This is a genomic window from Verrucomicrobiota bacterium (assembly GCA_027622555.1).
Taxonomy (GTDB): domain Bacteria; phylum Verrucomicrobiota; class Verrucomicrobiia; order Opitutales; family UBA2995; genus UBA2995.
The window spans coordinates 21,792-37,229 of sequence record JAQBYJ010000031.1 but is presented as its reverse complement, the minus strand read 5'-3'; the positions used below and the strand labels follow the sequence as shown (position 1 = coordinate 37,229).

General features: G+C 49.6%; 13 protein-coding genes. 7 read left to right on the top strand and 6 right to left on the bottom strand.

Going from position 1 to position 15,438, the window contains the following annotated elements:
* The first annotated feature begins 93 nt into the window (after nucleotides 1–93).
* Both O3C43_10340 and O3C43_10335 read left to right on the top strand, forming a co-directional pair.
* Nucleotides 94–1,368, top strand: coding sequence for a DUF1552 domain-containing protein (locus O3C43_10340; GenBank protein MDA1066892.1), 1,275 nt, complete (start codon nucleotides 94–96; stop codon nucleotides 1,366–1,368).
* A gap of 351 nt (nucleotides 1,369–1,719) precedes the next feature.
* Nucleotides 1,720–4,263, top strand: a complete 2,544-nt coding sequence (locus tag O3C43_10335) for a DUF1592 domain-containing protein (protein MDA1066891.1) — start codon at nucleotides 1,720–1,722, stop codon at nucleotides 4,261–4,263.
* Nucleotides 4,264–4,375: 112 nt separating this feature from the next.
* On the opposite strand, the gene larC is transcribed toward O3C43_10335, so the two are convergent.
* The 4 genes from larC to O3C43_10315 are packed head-to-tail and all read right to left on the bottom strand — an operon-like array spanning nucleotide 4,376 to nucleotide 7,322.
* Entirely contained in the window at nucleotides 4,376–5,665 is a 1,290-nt protein-coding gene (larC, locus tag O3C43_10330; protein MDA1066890.1) for a nickel pincer cofactor biosynthesis protein LarC, read from the bottom strand.
* Nucleotides 5,662–6,321: a nickel pincer cofactor biosynthesis protein LarB gene (gene larB, locus O3C43_10325; protein ID MDA1066889.1), complete on the bottom strand. Its 660-nt coding sequence runs from the start codon at nucleotides 6,319–6,321 to the stop codon at nucleotides 5,662–5,664. Before larB ends, larC begins: the two co-directional genes overlap by 4 nt.
* Nucleotides 6,314–7,126, bottom strand: coding sequence for an ATP-dependent sacrificial sulfur transferase LarE (gene larE / locus O3C43_10320; protein ID MDA1066888.1), 813 nt, complete (start codon nucleotides 7,124–7,126; stop codon nucleotides 6,314–6,316). The genes larB and larE overlap by 8 nt, the downstream gene beginning before the upstream one ends.
* 4 nt (nucleotides 7,127–7,130) lie before the next feature.
* Complete coding sequence (locus O3C43_10315) at nucleotides 7,131–7,322, bottom strand: hypothetical protein (GenBank protein ID MDA1066887.1); 192 nt, start codon at nucleotides 7,320–7,322, stop codon at nucleotides 7,131–7,133.
* Nucleotides 7,323–7,526: 204 nt separating this feature from the next.
* Between O3C43_10315 and O3C43_10310 the strand changes: the two genes are divergently transcribed.
* Nucleotides 7,527–8,984, top strand: a complete 1,458-nt coding sequence (locus O3C43_10310; GenBank protein ID MDA1066886.1) for a sulfatase — start codon at nucleotides 7,527–7,529, stop codon at nucleotides 8,982–8,984.
* A 75-nt stretch (nucleotides 8,985–9,059) separates the two neighbouring features.
* Here the strand turns inward: O3C43_10310 and O3C43_10305 are convergent, their stop codons facing one another.
* Entirely contained in the window at nucleotides 9,060–9,389 is a 330-nt protein-coding gene (locus O3C43_10305; GenBank protein MDA1066885.1) for a metalloregulator ArsR/SmtB family transcription factor, read from the bottom strand.
* An 83-nt stretch (nucleotides 9,390–9,472) separates the two neighbouring features.
* Between O3C43_10305 and O3C43_10300 the strand changes: the two genes are divergently transcribed.
* The 4 genes from O3C43_10300 to O3C43_10285 are packed head-to-tail and all read left to right on the top strand — an operon-like array spanning nucleotide 9,473 to nucleotide 14,401.
* On the top strand, nucleotides 9,473–9,691 hold the full coding sequence (locus O3C43_10300) for a DUF2892 domain-containing protein (GenBank protein MDA1066884.1): 219 nt from the start codon (nucleotides 9,473–9,475) through the stop codon (nucleotides 9,689–9,691).
* Nucleotides 9,692–9,693: 2 nt separating this feature from the next.
* Nucleotides 9,694–12,051, top strand: coding sequence for an MMPL family transporter (locus O3C43_10295; protein ID MDA1066883.1), 2,358 nt, complete (start codon nucleotides 9,694–9,696; stop codon nucleotides 12,049–12,051).
* A gap of 13 nt (nucleotides 12,052–12,064) precedes the next feature.
* Nucleotides 12,065–12,859 carry an outer membrane lipoprotein-sorting protein gene (locus O3C43_10290; protein ID MDA1066882.1) on the top strand — a complete coding sequence of 265 codons (795 nt, stop codon included), beginning with the start codon at nucleotides 12,065–12,067 and terminating at the stop codon, nucleotides 12,857–12,859.
* 9 nt (nucleotides 12,860–12,868) lie between these two features.
* Nucleotides 12,869–14,401 carry a hypothetical protein gene (locus O3C43_10285; GenBank protein MDA1066881.1) on the top strand — a complete coding sequence of 511 codons (1,533 nt, stop codon included), beginning with the start codon at nucleotides 12,869–12,871 and terminating at the stop codon, nucleotides 14,399–14,401.
* Between the two features lie 75 nt (nucleotides 14,402–14,476).
* Here O3C43_10285 and O3C43_10280 read toward each other — a convergent pair whose 3' ends face one another.
* Entirely contained in the window at nucleotides 14,477–15,361 is an 885-nt protein-coding gene (locus O3C43_10280; GenBank protein MDA1066880.1) for a hypothetical protein, read from the bottom strand.
* Nucleotides 15,362–15,438: the final 77 nt, after the last annotated feature.

Sequence of the window (15,438 nt, the reverse complement as noted above, 5' to 3'; positions counted from 1 at the left end):
TACTTATAGCAATCCGCCTTTATCTATCGATCTTTTTAAGCTTCAATTTTATCAGGCAATGTTTAGAACTATAAATCTTTCCCAAGATACCCTATGATAGATAATACCCTAAATCGTCGTCAGTTTTTGCGGGCAGTAGGCGTTTCACTCGCCCTACCTTCCCTCGCTTCATTGCCTAAGCTGTCTGCGGCGAGTGGCATCGCCAACCAAGCAGCCAAGGCCAAGCGCCTGGTTTGCATTGGGGCAAACCTAGGACTACATGCCCCCGCTTTATTCCCCAAAGAAACCGGGAGCGAGTATACGGTTACTCCGCTGCTCAAGGATCTCGTTCGCCATAAAGATAAGCTCTCGATTTTTTCAGGTCTCGATCACCGTGCACCCAATGGGCACAAGAACTGGGACAACTATTTGAGCGGACGAAACGCGGGAGATGTGACTCTCGATCAGATTGCCGCCAAAAAGATAGGTGCTCACACCCGTTTCGAATCGCTCCAAATAAGTGCTGGAAGAGGGAGTAATCAGCAAAAGATGGTCTTTAATGAGCAGGGCATCCCTTTGCCCATGATGGAACGACCCAGTGTTGTTTATCAAACGCTGTTCGGACTTCCAGCAGATGTGGACCGCACCGAATACTTGTTGAAGACTGGAAACAGCTCGCTCGATAAAGTGACCAGTGAAGCAAAGCAGTTGCAGAATCGAGTAAGTAACGAAGACAAAAGTAAACTGGAGGAGTACTTTTCCTCTGTACGCGATCTTGAAAAACGGATGGCTCGTCAGCTCAAGGGATTACACGAACCGAGACCCGAAGTTGATTACCAACTACCTGCCTTCGACCCGATAGCTCCCACCCTGATGCTGGAAAACCAGGCGCTCATGTATGATCTGATAGCGCTCGCTCTGGAGACAGATTCGACACGTGTCATTACCATGATGCTGCCAGGCTTGGGACAGGTTTTCACCATCAATGGAGAAATGTTGTCCGCTGGCTATCACGCGCTTTCCCACCACAGAAATGACTCCAACATGATCAAGGACCTGATTAAGATTGAGGAACAGCATATGAAGCTGCTGGCCGGTTTCATTGGTCAACTGAAGACCAAGACGGATACTGAAGGAAATCCCCTCATCGATTCCACGCTTGTTATTTGGGGCGCAGGCATGGGTGATGCGAGCCGCCACTCTAACGCCAACCTGCCTATCCTCCTGGCCGGCGGCGGCCTCAAGCATGGAAGTCATCATGCCTTTGACAGGGATGCTCCCAACGCTCCCTTGCTCGGCGATCTTTACATTACTATGTTGCAGCAGCTTGGCCTTGAAACGGACCGTTTCTCGAATGCCAAACACAACATGAACCAGTACTTGGTCTAGCCTGCAATTCTCACCGGATTGGCTCAAACAAAGTTAAAACAAGGGAAAAAGGATTTATGGGAAATGTATGCAAATTGAAGTCTGTTGATATGTTTCAGTCTCCTTCGCATCTGACCTTGTCATCGATTCTTTTTTCGGAACGAATTGAGCCCATCCTTGGACCGACATGCCGGTTGTTTCTTCTTCCTGGCTCGGTTACGCACCGATGTGCGCGCCCTCACCAATCAGTCGTCAAGCCCGACATCTCAATTCCATGAGAAATGCAGGCAAAGAGACAAAGACATGGCGTCATTAAAAATGAGAAGTGTCGCATTTTGTACGACTGGATGCTTTCTGATCTTTGGGCCGTTAGTGGCAAAGACAGAGCCCATCCCCGAACGCCCGTTTCAGATCCTGGATAATTACTGTCTCGGTTGCCACGATGAGGTAGAGTTTAAGGGAGAAATTAATCTGGATACTCAAACCATCGATTGGAACGATTCAGAAGAGATCCACCTCTGGGAGCGCGTCATCAAAATGGTCGAGAAGGGTGAAATGCCGCCCAAGAAAAAGAAACAGCCCACACAGGCTGAACGCAATGATCTGGCGGCATGGTTGGATACAAACCTGTCCCAGCATCAACCCATAGGCGGCTCCGAGATTCGCCGTCTGAATCGACGAGAATACCAACACACCATCAGCCAATTGTTTGGAATCCATTTTGAACTCCCGAATGGCTTTCCTCAGGATAACGAGGCCCATGGATTCGATAATCAGGCAGAAGCCCTAACCCTGTCAGGGGCATTGATGGAAAGTTACTCAACGGTTGCCACCGACTTGGCTGAAAAGCTGTTCCCGCCTTTGAAAAAAGAAGTCCCCGCCAACACCTTTGATATCCCGGCTCAAGATTTTACTTACGCTTACTCCTCAGGCCTGCTGGTCGATGGAGCCATGCGCTTGGTCAGCAGCACCGAAACTTTGGGCCACGGCTCGACATGGCCCACTCATTACGAAGCTCCAGCAACAGGGACATACAAAATAACACTGAACCTATCCTCCCTGAACCCTTGGGACGGAGTTCCGGTAGTGGCCGATATCTATGCGGTAGTCGCAACTGAGGCATCTCAAGAAAACATCAACCAACTCCGGAAACTTGCGAGCTACGAAATAACTGAGAGTAGCGGACAGGCTTTTGAAACGGAAGTGGTTCTCGAAAAAGGAGAGACCATCGCGTTCCACTATCCGACGGCGGTGATCAAGGAGGATTCTGAAAAATTAAAGTCGTTTCTCTACCCTCTTTTTGAACGAGAGCCAGCCTTAGCGGCGGCCTATAGAAAAGTGGGTGGTCCAGTGTCGCGCGGTCGGTCAGGCCTGGATCATTTGTACGAGCTGATAAAGTTAGGCGAGTTGCCAACACCTCCCGAAGGAGAGGAACTGGACGCGTTGATAGAGAAAATTGTTAAAGACCAACGCATGATCGCTGAAACCTTCTCCTATAAATTGTTTGAGGAAGGCCCGGCACTGGAGATCAGGCATGCGACCATTACCGGTCCATTGACTTTAACCGACACCGAGGAGGAATTGTACTGGCAAGAGCGAGCGGCTCATTTAATGGGCAATGCATTCGTGAAAGACGAGGAATCTGATATCCGCGCATTCCTGAAACAATTTCTCACCGCAGCCTTTCGCCGCCCTGCAAGTAATCAAATCGTGGAGGAATACCTGAGCCTGGTGCTTAATGAAAAGAATACGAGCGGACGCATGGAAGATGGCTATCACCTCGCAATCCGAACTGCGCTAACCTCCCCTTACTTCCTCTACCGAGGTTTCGATGACGGGCAATTGGATGGGTTCGATCTGGCTACACGGTTGTCCTACTTCCTCACTTCTCGACCGCCGGACAAAGCATTGATTAAAGCAGCCGAGGATGGTTCGTTGTCGGAGACAGATGTGCTTACGGAGCAGACCAGGCGACTTATGGCTTCCTCCCAATCCAATACGTTTGTTGATAGCTTTCTCGGCCAATGGCTGGATTTGGACGAATTGGAAAACCTGGTGCCCGATGCCAACCTTTTCGAAAGCCCCAAAGACTTCAAATACACCGACACCGAAAAGGAAGCTTACATTCAGGAAGCTCATATGGTCTTTAAAGAGATTCTGGAAGAGAACCGACCTCTCGAGGATTTTATTGATCCGGATTTCACCTACACCACAGGAGCCGTTGCTCGCTATATTTATGGACTTCCGGAATTCAATAAAAGTAAGAAGAACGACAATAAGAAGATGGTGCGTGTCGCTCTGGAGCAAGGAGGACGATTTGGCGGACTTCTCGGAATGGCTGGCGTAATGACCGCAACAGCCAATGGCGTTGATACTCAGCCTGTACTTCGCGGTGTATGGGTATTGGAAAATATCCTGGGCGACCCGCCCCCTCCACCCCCTAATGCTGTTCCGGCTCTGACCCCGGGCAGCGGCGATGCAGTTTCACCTCGCGACATATTAGCGGCTCATATGGCTGAAGAATCTTGCGCAGGTTGCCATAAGAAGATCGATCCCGTAGGTTTTGTTTTGGAATCATTCGACCCTGTTGGCCGATGGCGAACGGAATACCCTTCCCAAAGAACATCCAATAAAAAGGAGAAGGCAATCGGACTACCCGTTGAAACAGACGGCAGGTTAACCGACGGAACCGTCCTAAACGATATCACCGATCTGAAGGCCTATCTGAGGAATGACATCACTCCCTTCGCGGAATGTATCTCGGAGAAACTGCTGACCTATGCCACGGGCCGAGAAATGAATTACAGCGACCGGAAACTGATTCGCGAATTGGTTAGGGAGAACCTGGATAGACAAGGTGGCTTTCAGGATCTGTTTGTGGCCCTGGTGAATTCCGAAAGTTTTAGGACCAAGTAGGTTCGTTTTTTTCGATCTATTTTAAATTTTGTAGGAGCGGGTTTATCCCGCGATCACTTTGTAGCTCTTCGAACAATCGGGGCGTAAAGCCCCTCCTACAGCTAGAAGCCTGCTATACCGGTTTATCGGTTCCCTCGATCTCCTGCTTCAATTGAAGGACGGAAATCCCCTTTTCTGAGGCAACCTTTTGCAGGTCATCGTACTCCACTTTTGTACGAGTCTTTCCAGATGGAGTCGTTGCTTGCTTGGCCTTGATTGTTCCATATTTGGTTTCTAAAGACACCGCCTCTCGATCGAGTTCTTTCCGTTCAACCGAGTAGAAGCGAACTCCGATGGTTGTCGTGTTCTCCAGAATGAAATCACAAACCGACTCACGGTTCTCGTCCGAAGTCAAAGCGGAGAGTTTGAGCCCCGGACGGCCTTTTTTCATGGTCACGGGGGAAAGCGTAAAGTCTACAGCTCCGGCTTTCAATAAACCGGTTTGGAAAAAATCGCCCAGCAATTCGGGTGAACAGTCATCCAAATTGGTCTCCACTACGCAGAGCGTCTTTTTCGATTGAGTCACCTCGGACACTAAAGACACACGAACCACGTTGGGACCGATAAAGTTTTTCTGACCCGGTCCATAGGCGATTTTGGAAACATTGAGGGTCGGAGTTGAAAATTCGGGTTTCAAGTAGCGGAGGATGGCGGCACCGGTTGGCGTCACGCGCTCGCCTTCTTCGGTGCCTTTGTAAGTTGGCATACCTGCTAGAAGCAAGGCCGTGGCCGGGGCCGGAACTGGAAGCAGGCCATGTTGCGTCTTCACCATTCCGAATCCCACGCAAATCGGATCGGCGAATGTTTTTTCAACACCGAGCTTATCGAGAAGCACCGCGCAACCGACAATGTCGATAATCGAGTCAACGCCACTGATCTCGTGAAAGTGAATTTTTTCGATCGGAATATCGTGCACACTCGACTCAGCCTCGCCGATCAGTTGGAAAATGCCTTTGGCTATCTCTTTCGCTCCATCGGAAATGTGTCCGTGGTCAATCAGGTGCAGAATATCACTCAAGTGTCGGCCATGGCTGTGATTGTGAGAGTGTCCGTGATCATGGTCGTGCGAGTGGTCGTGACTATGCCCATGGTCGTGATCGTGAGAATGATCATGCCCGTGACTGTGCTCGTCGTCGTGCGAATGGTGGTGTGTTTCCTTCCCCTCATTCAAGTCGATTACTTTGACATGCTTGCAAACGATTCCATTCTTCTCGACTTCGTTGATCTCGATCTTGCCATCGTGCAAATGGAGCTTATCGGGCAAAGCCTTGATTTCGTCATACCCGTCGGTCAATCCACACAGGGCACCGAGTAACATGTCGCCAGCCAAGCCGGAAAATGGTTCTACATAAAGAGTACTCATGAACGGGAACGTAACAGTTGAATGATGCGGTAGGCCGCCATGGCTGCACCATAACCGTTGTCGATGTTGGTGACTGTGATTCCATTCGCGCAACTGGAAAGCATCGCATGTAGCGCAGAATGCCCTCCTTGGGCCACACCATAACCGATACTCGTTGGAACGGCGATAATGGGCTGTTTCAACAAACCTCCCACCACACTAGGTAACGCTCCCTCAAATCCAGCAACCACAATAAGGACTTTGAATTTTTTGAGATCATCCAGGCGATTGAGCAGGCGGTGAAGACCCGCCACACCGACGTCGTTGATACAGACCGCAGACTCCTCCAGAAGATTTAGCGTATAGAGCGCTTCATTCACCGCATAGAGATCAGAGCTGCCTGCACAAAGAATTCCTACCTTGGCGTTGGCTTCGTCGAGCTGGTTTTTCTTCAAAAGAAAGGAGCCGGAAAGCGGATCGAAGAAAGCGTTGGGAAATGTTTTTAGAAGCGCTATGCCCTTCTCCGGTTGCAAACGAGAAGCCAGAGCATTTTTGCCCGCCTGCTCGTAGTCCCCCAAAATCTTCGTCAGCAGCTCAACCGATTTGGTTTGACCGTAAACGACTTCCGGGAAACCGAGGCGGCTTTCCCGGTCCATATCCAGATTGTATTCATCCATGAGTTGCGATCGCGCGATTCAATTTTCCACTAACCAATCCTTCGGTATCGATGGTCGCGGTTTCAAAGCCAATTTCATTGAAGGCTTGTTGAATCTGAGTTTTGAAAGGAAGCAGTTGATTGAGAAGATCGGAAGGCACTTCGATACGTGCCTCTGACCCAAAGTGTCGGACGCGGACTTCGTCGAAACCCAATTGATTGAGCATCGTCTCAGCGGCTTCGATCTGGCGAAGTTTTTCTTCCGTTACTTCCTGTCCATAAGGGATACGGGAGCTGAGGCAGGGACTGGCAGGTTTGTCCCACACAGGAAGCTCAAAGTACTTGGCCAGGAGCCGGACGTCTTTCTTGGTGATTCCACAATCGGACAAGGGAGAATAGACACCGTGATTGTTAGCGGCCTGCAACCCGGGACGGTAGTCGCCATGGTCATCTAAATTGGTGCCGTTTAGCACATAGTACTCCGGATATTCCGGACGTATATCCTCCAAGGTCCGATACAGGGTATCTTTGCAAAAGAAACAACGGTTGCTGGGATTGCTCGCGTAGTTGGGATTATTCAACTCGCCGGTGTTTATAATCCGGAGCTGGATACCAAACTGGTCGCAAAAATCGGTGGCCACTTTCAGGTCTCTTCGCTTCAGGCTGGGAGAATCTGCAATGACGCCGATTCCCTTTTCACCAAGAAACTTGTGGGAGAGAAACAGGACCAATGCGGAGTCGACGCCTCCGGAAAAGGCGGTAAGTGTTCCTTCAACTGGGTTAAACCAGGCTTTTAACCTGCCCAGCAACTCCTCAATGTGGGGCATAAAACTATTTCAGGCAAATACGCTGAATCAGGTATCGTCCGCCAAAGGCCAAACCAATTGCGGCGGCTATCATCCAAGTAGTCAGAAAGCCGTTTTCACCATGCGGATGCATGTGAACTATGTTAGCGGAATGACCCATTGCAGTATGAGCGAGGGAAAGAAAAAGGAAGATGCCGGTGCTGATAGTTTTTTTCATAAAAATAGGTGGAAATGAATGAACTGGGGATAAAGTCGATTTCTAGCCAAAGAGCCTAAAGAAAGCTTGGAAAAGATTTGAACCATAGGAGCTTCACTTGGCAACGATAGATTAATCGGTAAATTAATCAAAATCGTCACGATGCGAGATTGTAGAACGTAATCTAAGCTGTTAGGTCATCAGGCTTATTTAATCATCAGTTCTATGAAAAAATCTACCCTTCTCTTTTTTGCTCTTTGGTCACTGGCGGGTGTCGCCTCTCAAATCATAGCTCAGAACCGTCCGAATTTTGTGTTTTTCATCACGGATGATATCTCGGCAGAAGATATTGGTGCCTACGGAAACACTTTCGTCAAGACACCGAATCTCGACCGCATCGCTTCCGAAGGCCTGGTATTTGATAACGCTTACCTGACAACAAGCAGCTGTAGTCCGAGCCGTTGCAGCATCATTACGGGACGCTACCCCCACAACACCGGCGCGCCGGAACTTCACCTCGTCTTGCCGGAAGATCAGGTAACAGTGGCACAAAAATTGAGAGACGCTGGTTACTACACTTTGATTTCCGGGAAAAACCACATGAATGACCCCGAGAAAATTGGGTTCGTCAAGGACAGCGATGGCGGACACCCGTCTGGAAGCGAAGACTGGGTCCAGCTGCTCAGCGAACGCCCCAAGGATAAACCGTTTTTTGCCTGGTTCGGCTCTCACGACGCGCACCGGGATTGGCAATTGGATGAATTTTCGCCCGCCTACGATCCGGATGACATCGTGGTACCTCCCTATCTGTATGACGGTCCGGAAACCCGAAAGGATCTGGCCGAGTATTTCAGTGAAGTCAGCCGGTCCGATTATTATGCAGGTAAGCTGGTCGAGGAGTTGAAACGTCAGGGGGTAGCGGACAACACTTACTTCGTCTATACCGCAGACAACGGCAGGCCATTTCCTCGCTGCAAAACACGCCTGTATGACAGCGGTGTTAAAACGCCTCTCATTATCTGGAGTCCGGGTAACATCAACCCGGGTCGCACAGAAGCGCTGGTAAGCTCCATTGATTTTTCCTCTACCTTCATGGATCTGGCCGGCGTAAAGGCAGGTCCGACTTTTCTGGGCGTGAGCCTTGCCCCCATCCTGAAGAACCCCAAAACCAAGGTGCGAGATTATGTGTTTTCCGAGCACAACTGGCATGTCTACGCCGCCCACGAAAGGGCCGTGCGTTTCGGTGATTGGCTCTACATTCGCAATGCTTTCAATAACAAAGCCGCTCTGAGCACAGAGAGTGACGACTCCAAATTCCCAGCCGCTCTTGAACTCTGGGAAAAATACCGGGCCGGAGAAACCTTACCCTGGCAAGAGGACGTGCCATTGGCGCCGCGTCCGCAAGTTGAACTCTACAACGTGAAAGCGGATAAGCACCAAATGATCAATTTGGCAGGAAACCGGGAATTCAAAGCCATTGAAAGAAAGCTGGCAGAAGCGCTGAGCCAATGGTCCCGGGAAACCGGCGACACCATTCCGGAAAACCCGTCACCCGACCGCGGTCCAAAACGCCCCCAAGGCGGTGACAAGCGCGGAGAACTTCCCGGCGAAGCTACCGGGGCTGCCAAGATCAATAACCCCGGACCGGTTCTGGATGATTTTTCCAATAAGCCGCAGGGGTAAAAACGCTGCTTGTAATCCGATCTATTTCGAAGGTTAAGTCAGACGGACCGCTCGGCGATCGGTCTCTACCCTGATTCAGCCACCAGGGTTGCAATACAACTTGTGCAGCAGCCCAATGATTTCCAGGACGTCTTCCTTGGCGATACGGTAATAAACGTTCAAGCCATCCTTCCGACTTTCGACGTAACCTTGGTCCTTTAGCTTTTTCAAATGTTGGGACAAGGCGGACTGACTCAGGTCCAGTTGCTCATTCAATTGGCCTACTGACATTTCTTCTTCTTGAGAAAGCATGCAAAGGATGAATAGGCGTTGCTCGTTAGCTAAGGCACTAAGTGTCTGAAGCGCTTTCCCCATGTCTTCAGGATTTGGCAGCGTGCCGGTTTGATTGGCGGAACTTTCGGGCATAAATATATTAGATAACTCTAATTTAGCGTTGACTATATTAGAGTTATCTAATTTGTTTACTCCAAAATCAACCCAAAAATATTATGAATATAGATCGCGCTGTTTTAGTATGGGCCGGATTTGTGGTCCTGGTTAGTTTAGCTCTTGGAATCTGGGTCCATCCCTACTGGCATTTCCTGACTGCATTTGCCGGGTTTAATATGATCCAATCGGCATTCACAGGTTTCTGTCCCGCCGCAATGGCCTTCCGGGCGATGGGCTTCAAAGGCGGATGTGCCTTTGAGAACAAAAAGGGAGAGTAATCATGGCCTCAATCGCTGAAACAGGATTAAAACATCCACGAATGGTTGTATGGCTGAGCGCCGGCCTAACGGTGCTCATGCTCCTGCTTGCAGCATTGCCCACCATCTGGCCGGAAGTATTTGCCCCGTTACCAGGTGTAAAAGTCGATACGGATCCGGAAAACATGCTGGCCTCCGATAATCCCCATCGAATGCTCCATCGGGAGAAAAAGGCGGAATTCGCTCTCTATGACCAAATCGTCCTGGGAGTCGTCAACGAACAACATGAAGCCGGAGTGTTTAACATAAATACCCTGGCGAATGTGTTCGAGTTAACAGAGTTCGCCAAGACTCTGGACGGGGTCATCGCTTATGAGATTCTTTCTCCCTCGACACTCGACAATATCGAACAAGGTGGAATCGGCACGGTGTCGTTTGATTGGTTAATGGAGAAACCTCCCGAAACGGAAGAGGAAGCCCATCAACTAAGAGATGCCATGCTCAACCTTCCTTTGATGAAAGGATCGTTAATTGATGAGGCGGGAAAATCGCTATTGCTATTCATCCCGCTCGAATCGAAAGACAGGAGTCACGAAGTGTCTGCAGCCCTTTTGGATAAGATTGAGAGCCTCGAGTCCGCCGGTGAAGTCTACCACATAACAGGTCTTCCCGTAGCGAACGATACGTTCGGCGTTCAAATGTTTATCCAGATGGGTATATCCGCACCCATGGCGATGGCGCTTATTTTTGTGTTAATGTGGTTCTTCTTTAAACGTCTGACTCTGATCATCTCACCTATGATCGTGGCGATGATGTCGGTGATCGTTACCATGGCCGCCCTAGTGTTGAGTGGGAATACGATTCACATCATGAGTTCGATGATCCCGATCTTCATAATGCCTATCGCGGTGTTGGATGCGGTGCATATCCTGTCGGAGTTCTACGACCGGTACCCGGAATTCAAAGACAAAAAGAAAACCGCAAGTGCCGTTATTAAAACGTTGTGGCGACCCATGCTGTTTACCTCCTTGACAACCACCGCGGGATTTGGATCTCTAGCGTTGGCCCCGATTCCTCCAGTGCAGGTGTTTGGCATTTTTGTGGCGTTAGGAGTGATGCTGGCCTGGCTTTTCACGATCGTCTTTATTCCGGCTTACATTGCTTTACTTCCTGAGAAGTCGTTACAAAATTTTGGGTACGCACCAACATCAGGTGTTGAGGGAAAGCCTCACACAGGAGGTATCCTTTCGAACATCGCGAAATTTACAGGATCCAAACCCAAGCTAATCGTGTCAGCTACTCTCGTACTATTGGCGATCTCCGGTTATGGAATCAGCCAAATAGTTATTAACGACAACCCGGTTAAATGGTTCGAGCCAAACCATCGGATACGCATCGCCGACTCCGTCCTCAATGAACGGTTTGCTGGCACCTATCCTGCATACATCTCCCTGGAATCTTCCACGGAGGAGGCATTCAAGGATCCGGAAGTTCTGCGCCACATAGATCAATTACAAGTCCACCTGGAAACCCTTTCGAACGTGGGTAAAACCAGCTCTATAACCGGAGTCGTCAAAACGGTTTACCGCGAGCTTCTGGAAGGGAATCCCGAATATTACAGAATACCGGACTCAAGTCGCGGGGTAGCACAAACGTTGCTGACCTACGAAGGCAGTCACCGGCCGGACGACCTCTGGCATTTTATAACTCCCGACTATCAAAAGGCAGTCATATGGGTTCAGCTGAACAGTGGAGATAATAGAGAAATGAATGCCGTAGTCGACGAAGTCGAAGCTTACCTGGCTGAAAACCCTTTCCCGGGAACAGTGAAAGCAGACTGGTTTGGATTAACCTATATCAACGTGATCTGGCAGGATGAAATGGTGGCAGGGATGTTGAGTGCCCTACTTTCCAGCTTTGTCATCGTCCTCATTTTGATGTCCGTCCTATTTCGGTCCATTTCATGGGGATTGTTGTCCATGATCCCTCTGACAATTACGATCAGCCTAATCTACGGCATGATTGGCATCGTTGGAAAACCGTACGACATGCCGGTCGCTGTATTGTCCTCGTTAAGCCTCGGACTGGCGGTGGATTACGCGATTCACTTTCTGGCACGGAGTCAGGAACTGCGGAAAAAATACTCCACCTGGGCTGAAACGTTGCAGATCATGTTTGGAGAACCCGCCAGAGCAATTGTGCGCAACCTGATTGTGATTGGTGTAGGATTTTCGCCTCTCTTACTTGCACCCCTGGTTCCGTATAAAACGGTTGGTGTACTCATCTCCGCGATTCTGATCATAGCGGGAGTGGCCACCCTTCTGATCCTCCCAGCCTTACAAACGCTATTTCAAAAGCATCTTTTCAAGAAATCACTTTAACTCCTGTAAAATAATGAAAGCGCTAACACTCATTTTAACCACACTGTTGCTCGGCGCATTCACGCTAAGCGGTGAGGAAACTCCCAGTGCTCAAGACATCGCTAACAAAGCGGCAACCGCTGCCTATTATCAGGGTAAGGATGGAGGGGCTCTGGTATCCATGACCATCACTGACGCTCGCGGTCGGGAAAGAAGCCGGGAATTGGTTATCCTCCGTCGCGATGTCGGTGAGGACCTCGGCGACCAGCAGTTCTATGTTTACTTCAAGGCTCCGGCAGATGTAAGCGAAACGGCATTCCTCGTTTGGAAACATCCACAAGCAAGTGATGACCGTTGGCTATATCTACCGGCGTTGGATCTGGTCAGGAGAATTGCAGCGAGTGACGAACGAACCAGCTTCGTCGGATCTCATTTCTTTTATGAAGATGTTTCGGGGCGATCACCTGTGGAAGACAATCATGAGCTGGTTGCGGTGACCGAACACTATTTCGAATTGAAGAGCACTCCCAAAGACTCGAGTTCCGTTGAGTTCACCTACTTCAAAAGCTGGATTCACAAGCCAACCGGAATCGCGGTGAAAACGGAGTTCTATAATTCCAAGAACGAAGTGTACCGCATGTATGAAGCGCTGGGCGTTGAAACCATCGATGGTCATCCCACCGTAATCCAGGCCAAAATGACGGACAATGATCGTGGAGGATCGACCGTGCTAAAATATTCGAATATCGCCTACGACAGAGGGCTTGAAGAGAGCATGTTTGCAGAACGGTATTTACGGAATCCGCCGATGGAATTCCTGGAGTTTTAGTTTACACAAATGAAATGCGGTCAGATAGAAATGACGGCACTACGAGGACGCACTTGCCCTACCTTATCACTCAATAGAGGTAGGGCCATAGCATCCCTGCTATGCCGCCTGAGTATTCCAAAGACACGATCCACTCACATACAAACGATATTGATGCGCTACCTGAAATATTGTGCCACGATCCTGTTGCCAGGGAGTATTCTGTTCGCCCAGCCAGCTTTGCCTCCCGGATTGGGAGATCCACCCTTACCTTCTGGCTTAAAGGAAGAAGCCTCAGAATCGCCTGAACTACCTCCGGGGTTGAGGTTACCGTCGAAACCTGAAAACGATGATTCAATTGGGAAGACAAAACCTTCAATAAACATAAGCGGATCGCTAGAAATGAGGGCAGGAGCTCGCCTTCAAAAAGATCCAGTCTCGGATATTGGAACCTTGGGTGAAGTAAGATTGCAGCTTCAGAATCGAGGTAGCATGGGCGATTGGAATTATCGACTGACCAGCGATCTTCTCTACGACTCCGAGGCTGAAAGCCAGAGTATCGATTTCCGCAGCGGGACAGGCTGGTTGGACCTGCGTGAAGCAACTCTCGGTGGACAGTTAAATGATCATCTCGATTTGAAGCTGGGCCGCCAAACCGTTACATGGGGAACCGGGGACCTGCTCTTTATAAATGACCTGTTCCCAAAAGACTGGCAGTCTTTCCTGCTAGGCCGAGATGAGGAATACTTGAAGGCACCTGGCAACTCCGCCCGCATCAATTTCTTTTCCGATGTGATCAATCTGGATGCGGTCGTGTCGCCGCGCTTTGATCCCGACCGTTTCATTACCGGTGAAAGACTTTCTTATTTTGATTCAGGTTCTGGTGAGCTGGTTGGACAGAATGCTATAGTGAATCCAACATTTGCGACGGGTAGTGAATTTGCCTTACGTGCCCATCGATTGATCGGAAACGCAGAAGTCGCGCTATACTTCTACGACGGCTACTGGAAAAGCCCGGCTGGTCAAACCATGGATGGGATCCCCACCTTTCCAAAACTTCAAGTGACCGGAGCCAGCTGGCGCCAACCAAGCCTGGGCGGAATCGCGTATTCAGAAATAGGGCACTACACAAGTAAGGAGGATCACAACGGAACGAATTCGCTAATCCGGAATTCTGAAACACGCTGGCTACTTGGCTACGAGCGCGAGCTCGGGCAGGATCTGACCGGGTCCTTTCAATACTATGCCGAACAACGATCTGGTCACAGTGCATTTGTTTCTCAACTGCCGGATGGAGCGACCGCCCCGGACCGCACGCGCCATTTGTTGACCATGCGTCTGACAAAATTTGCGATGATGCAAAATCTCCAGCTATCCCTCTTTACCTTTTGGTCTCCCAGCGATCGAGACGGTTACCTCCGTCCTAACATACTCTATAAAATCGACGACAACTGGTCAATAGGTGGTGGAGCGAATTTGTTTTTTGGTAAAGAGCAATCCACCTTCTTTGGTCAGTTTGAGAACAACACCAACGGGTATTTGTTCGGCAGATATGGGTTTTAAGGATGAACCCACAGAAAGCGCAAAAGGCTCTCTTTCGCGTAAAGTCCATGCTCTCACGAGGCATGGCTACCATATTCAGTTCTGGCCGGAAGGCAGTTCTCCTCCTTCGATCACCTCGATGTCGCCCATTTCCACTTTGGAATCATCAGTGGCGCGTTTGGAAATGAGGCCCTTCATATTCTTGCCGAAGTAATCACCGGCCACGTGATTCAATTCCTGTATCGCTTGGTCAAACGGTTGGCCGATGGTACGGATGCTGTAACGGGTGCTCCAGTGAATTTTCTTTTCTCCCTGTCTGAGGAGCGGAAGGTCAAAGGCCGTTAAGATTATAAAGTAGCGGCCCTCACGGGCTAGCTCTCTTTGCACATAGGCTTCATAATCCGTTACCTTGGAACTGAAAATATCGTCCATCCCTACTAACTTGGCCCTGGCGTAACGTTCCTTTAACATTCGGCGCTGTTCAGGAAGAACGGAACGTAAGAAGTCGGGCGTAGGTACCTTTGAAAGGTCAGAATCGAAGATTCCGCCCTCAGGTTCACCATAAGCGGAGGAGAAGTCATCGATTGCGTAGACACCGGAGTCGATGCCGTCCTCCACATAGTTGGTAGCCCCGTAGCGAACCATTATTAGCAAATCGCCCTTATCCGAATCGTCTTCCGAATAGAAATTTTGCCGCTTTAGGTTTTGGGCCAGGTGCTCGGCAAGAAACAGGAAATCCATGTTTTCCATACTCTCATCTGCCACATTTCCGCCAAAGTACCGACCTTTAAGCAGGTGATAGCTCTGAAATTTTTTGGCATCATTACGCGAGCGATCCAGCAGGAATTCCTCTTTTGCTTCTGCCCTGACAGCCACACGGTTTGCCTTTCCGTGAACACAGCCACAAAGCATAAGAATGCATCCAACGGCCAAAATGACGGAGGTTGAAAGTAATCGCTTATTTACGTTTCGCCTGAGCATCAGCATTGCTTCCATCAAGAAATCGGAGAAAACCTAGCTTTTCAGGCTTGAAGGGTCAAATGGGAAAGATGCGCCCA

Coding starts and splice junctions, on each gene's coding strand:
- O3C43_10340 (MDA1066892.1), top strand. CDS start 94: ATGATAGATAATACCCTAAATCGTCGTCAGTTTTTGCGGGCAGTAGGC.
- larC (MDA1066890.1), bottom strand. CDS start 5,665: ATGAGTACTCTTTATGTAGAACCATTTTCCGGCTTGGCTGGCGACATG.
- larB (MDA1066889.1), bottom strand. CDS start 6,321: ATGGATGAATACAATCTGGATATGGACCGGGAAAGCCGCCTCGGTTTC.
- larE (MDA1066888.1), bottom strand. CDS start 7,126: ATGCCCCACATTGAGGAGTTGCTGGGCAGGTTAAAAGCCTGGTTTAAC.
- O3C43_10315 (MDA1066887.1), bottom strand. CDS start 7,322: ATGAAAAAAACTATCAGCACCGGCATCTTCCTTTTTCTTTCCCTCGCT.
- O3C43_10310 (MDA1066886.1), top strand. CDS start 7,527: ATGAAAAAATCTACCCTTCTCTTTTTTGCTCTTTGGTCACTGGCGGGT.
- O3C43_10305 (MDA1066885.1), bottom strand. CDS start 9,389: ATGCCCGAAAGTTCCGCCAATCAAACCGGCACGCTGCCAAATCCTGAA.
- O3C43_10300 (MDA1066884.1), top strand. CDS start 9,473: ATGAATATAGATCGCGCTGTTTTAGTATGGGCCGGATTTGTGGTCCTG.
- O3C43_10295 (MDA1066883.1), top strand. CDS start 9,694: ATGGCCTCAATCGCTGAAACAGGATTAAAACATCCACGAATGGTTGTA.
- O3C43_10290 (MDA1066882.1), top strand. CDS start 12,065: ATGAAAGCGCTAACACTCATTTTAACCACACTGTTGCTCGGCGCATTC.
- O3C43_10285 (MDA1066881.1), top strand. CDS start 12,869: ATGAAATGCGGTCAGATAGAAATGACGGCACTACGAGGACGCACTTGC.
- O3C43_10280 (MDA1066880.1), bottom strand. CDS start 15,361: ATGCTCAGGCGAAACGTAAATAAGCGATTACTTTCAACCTCCGTCATT.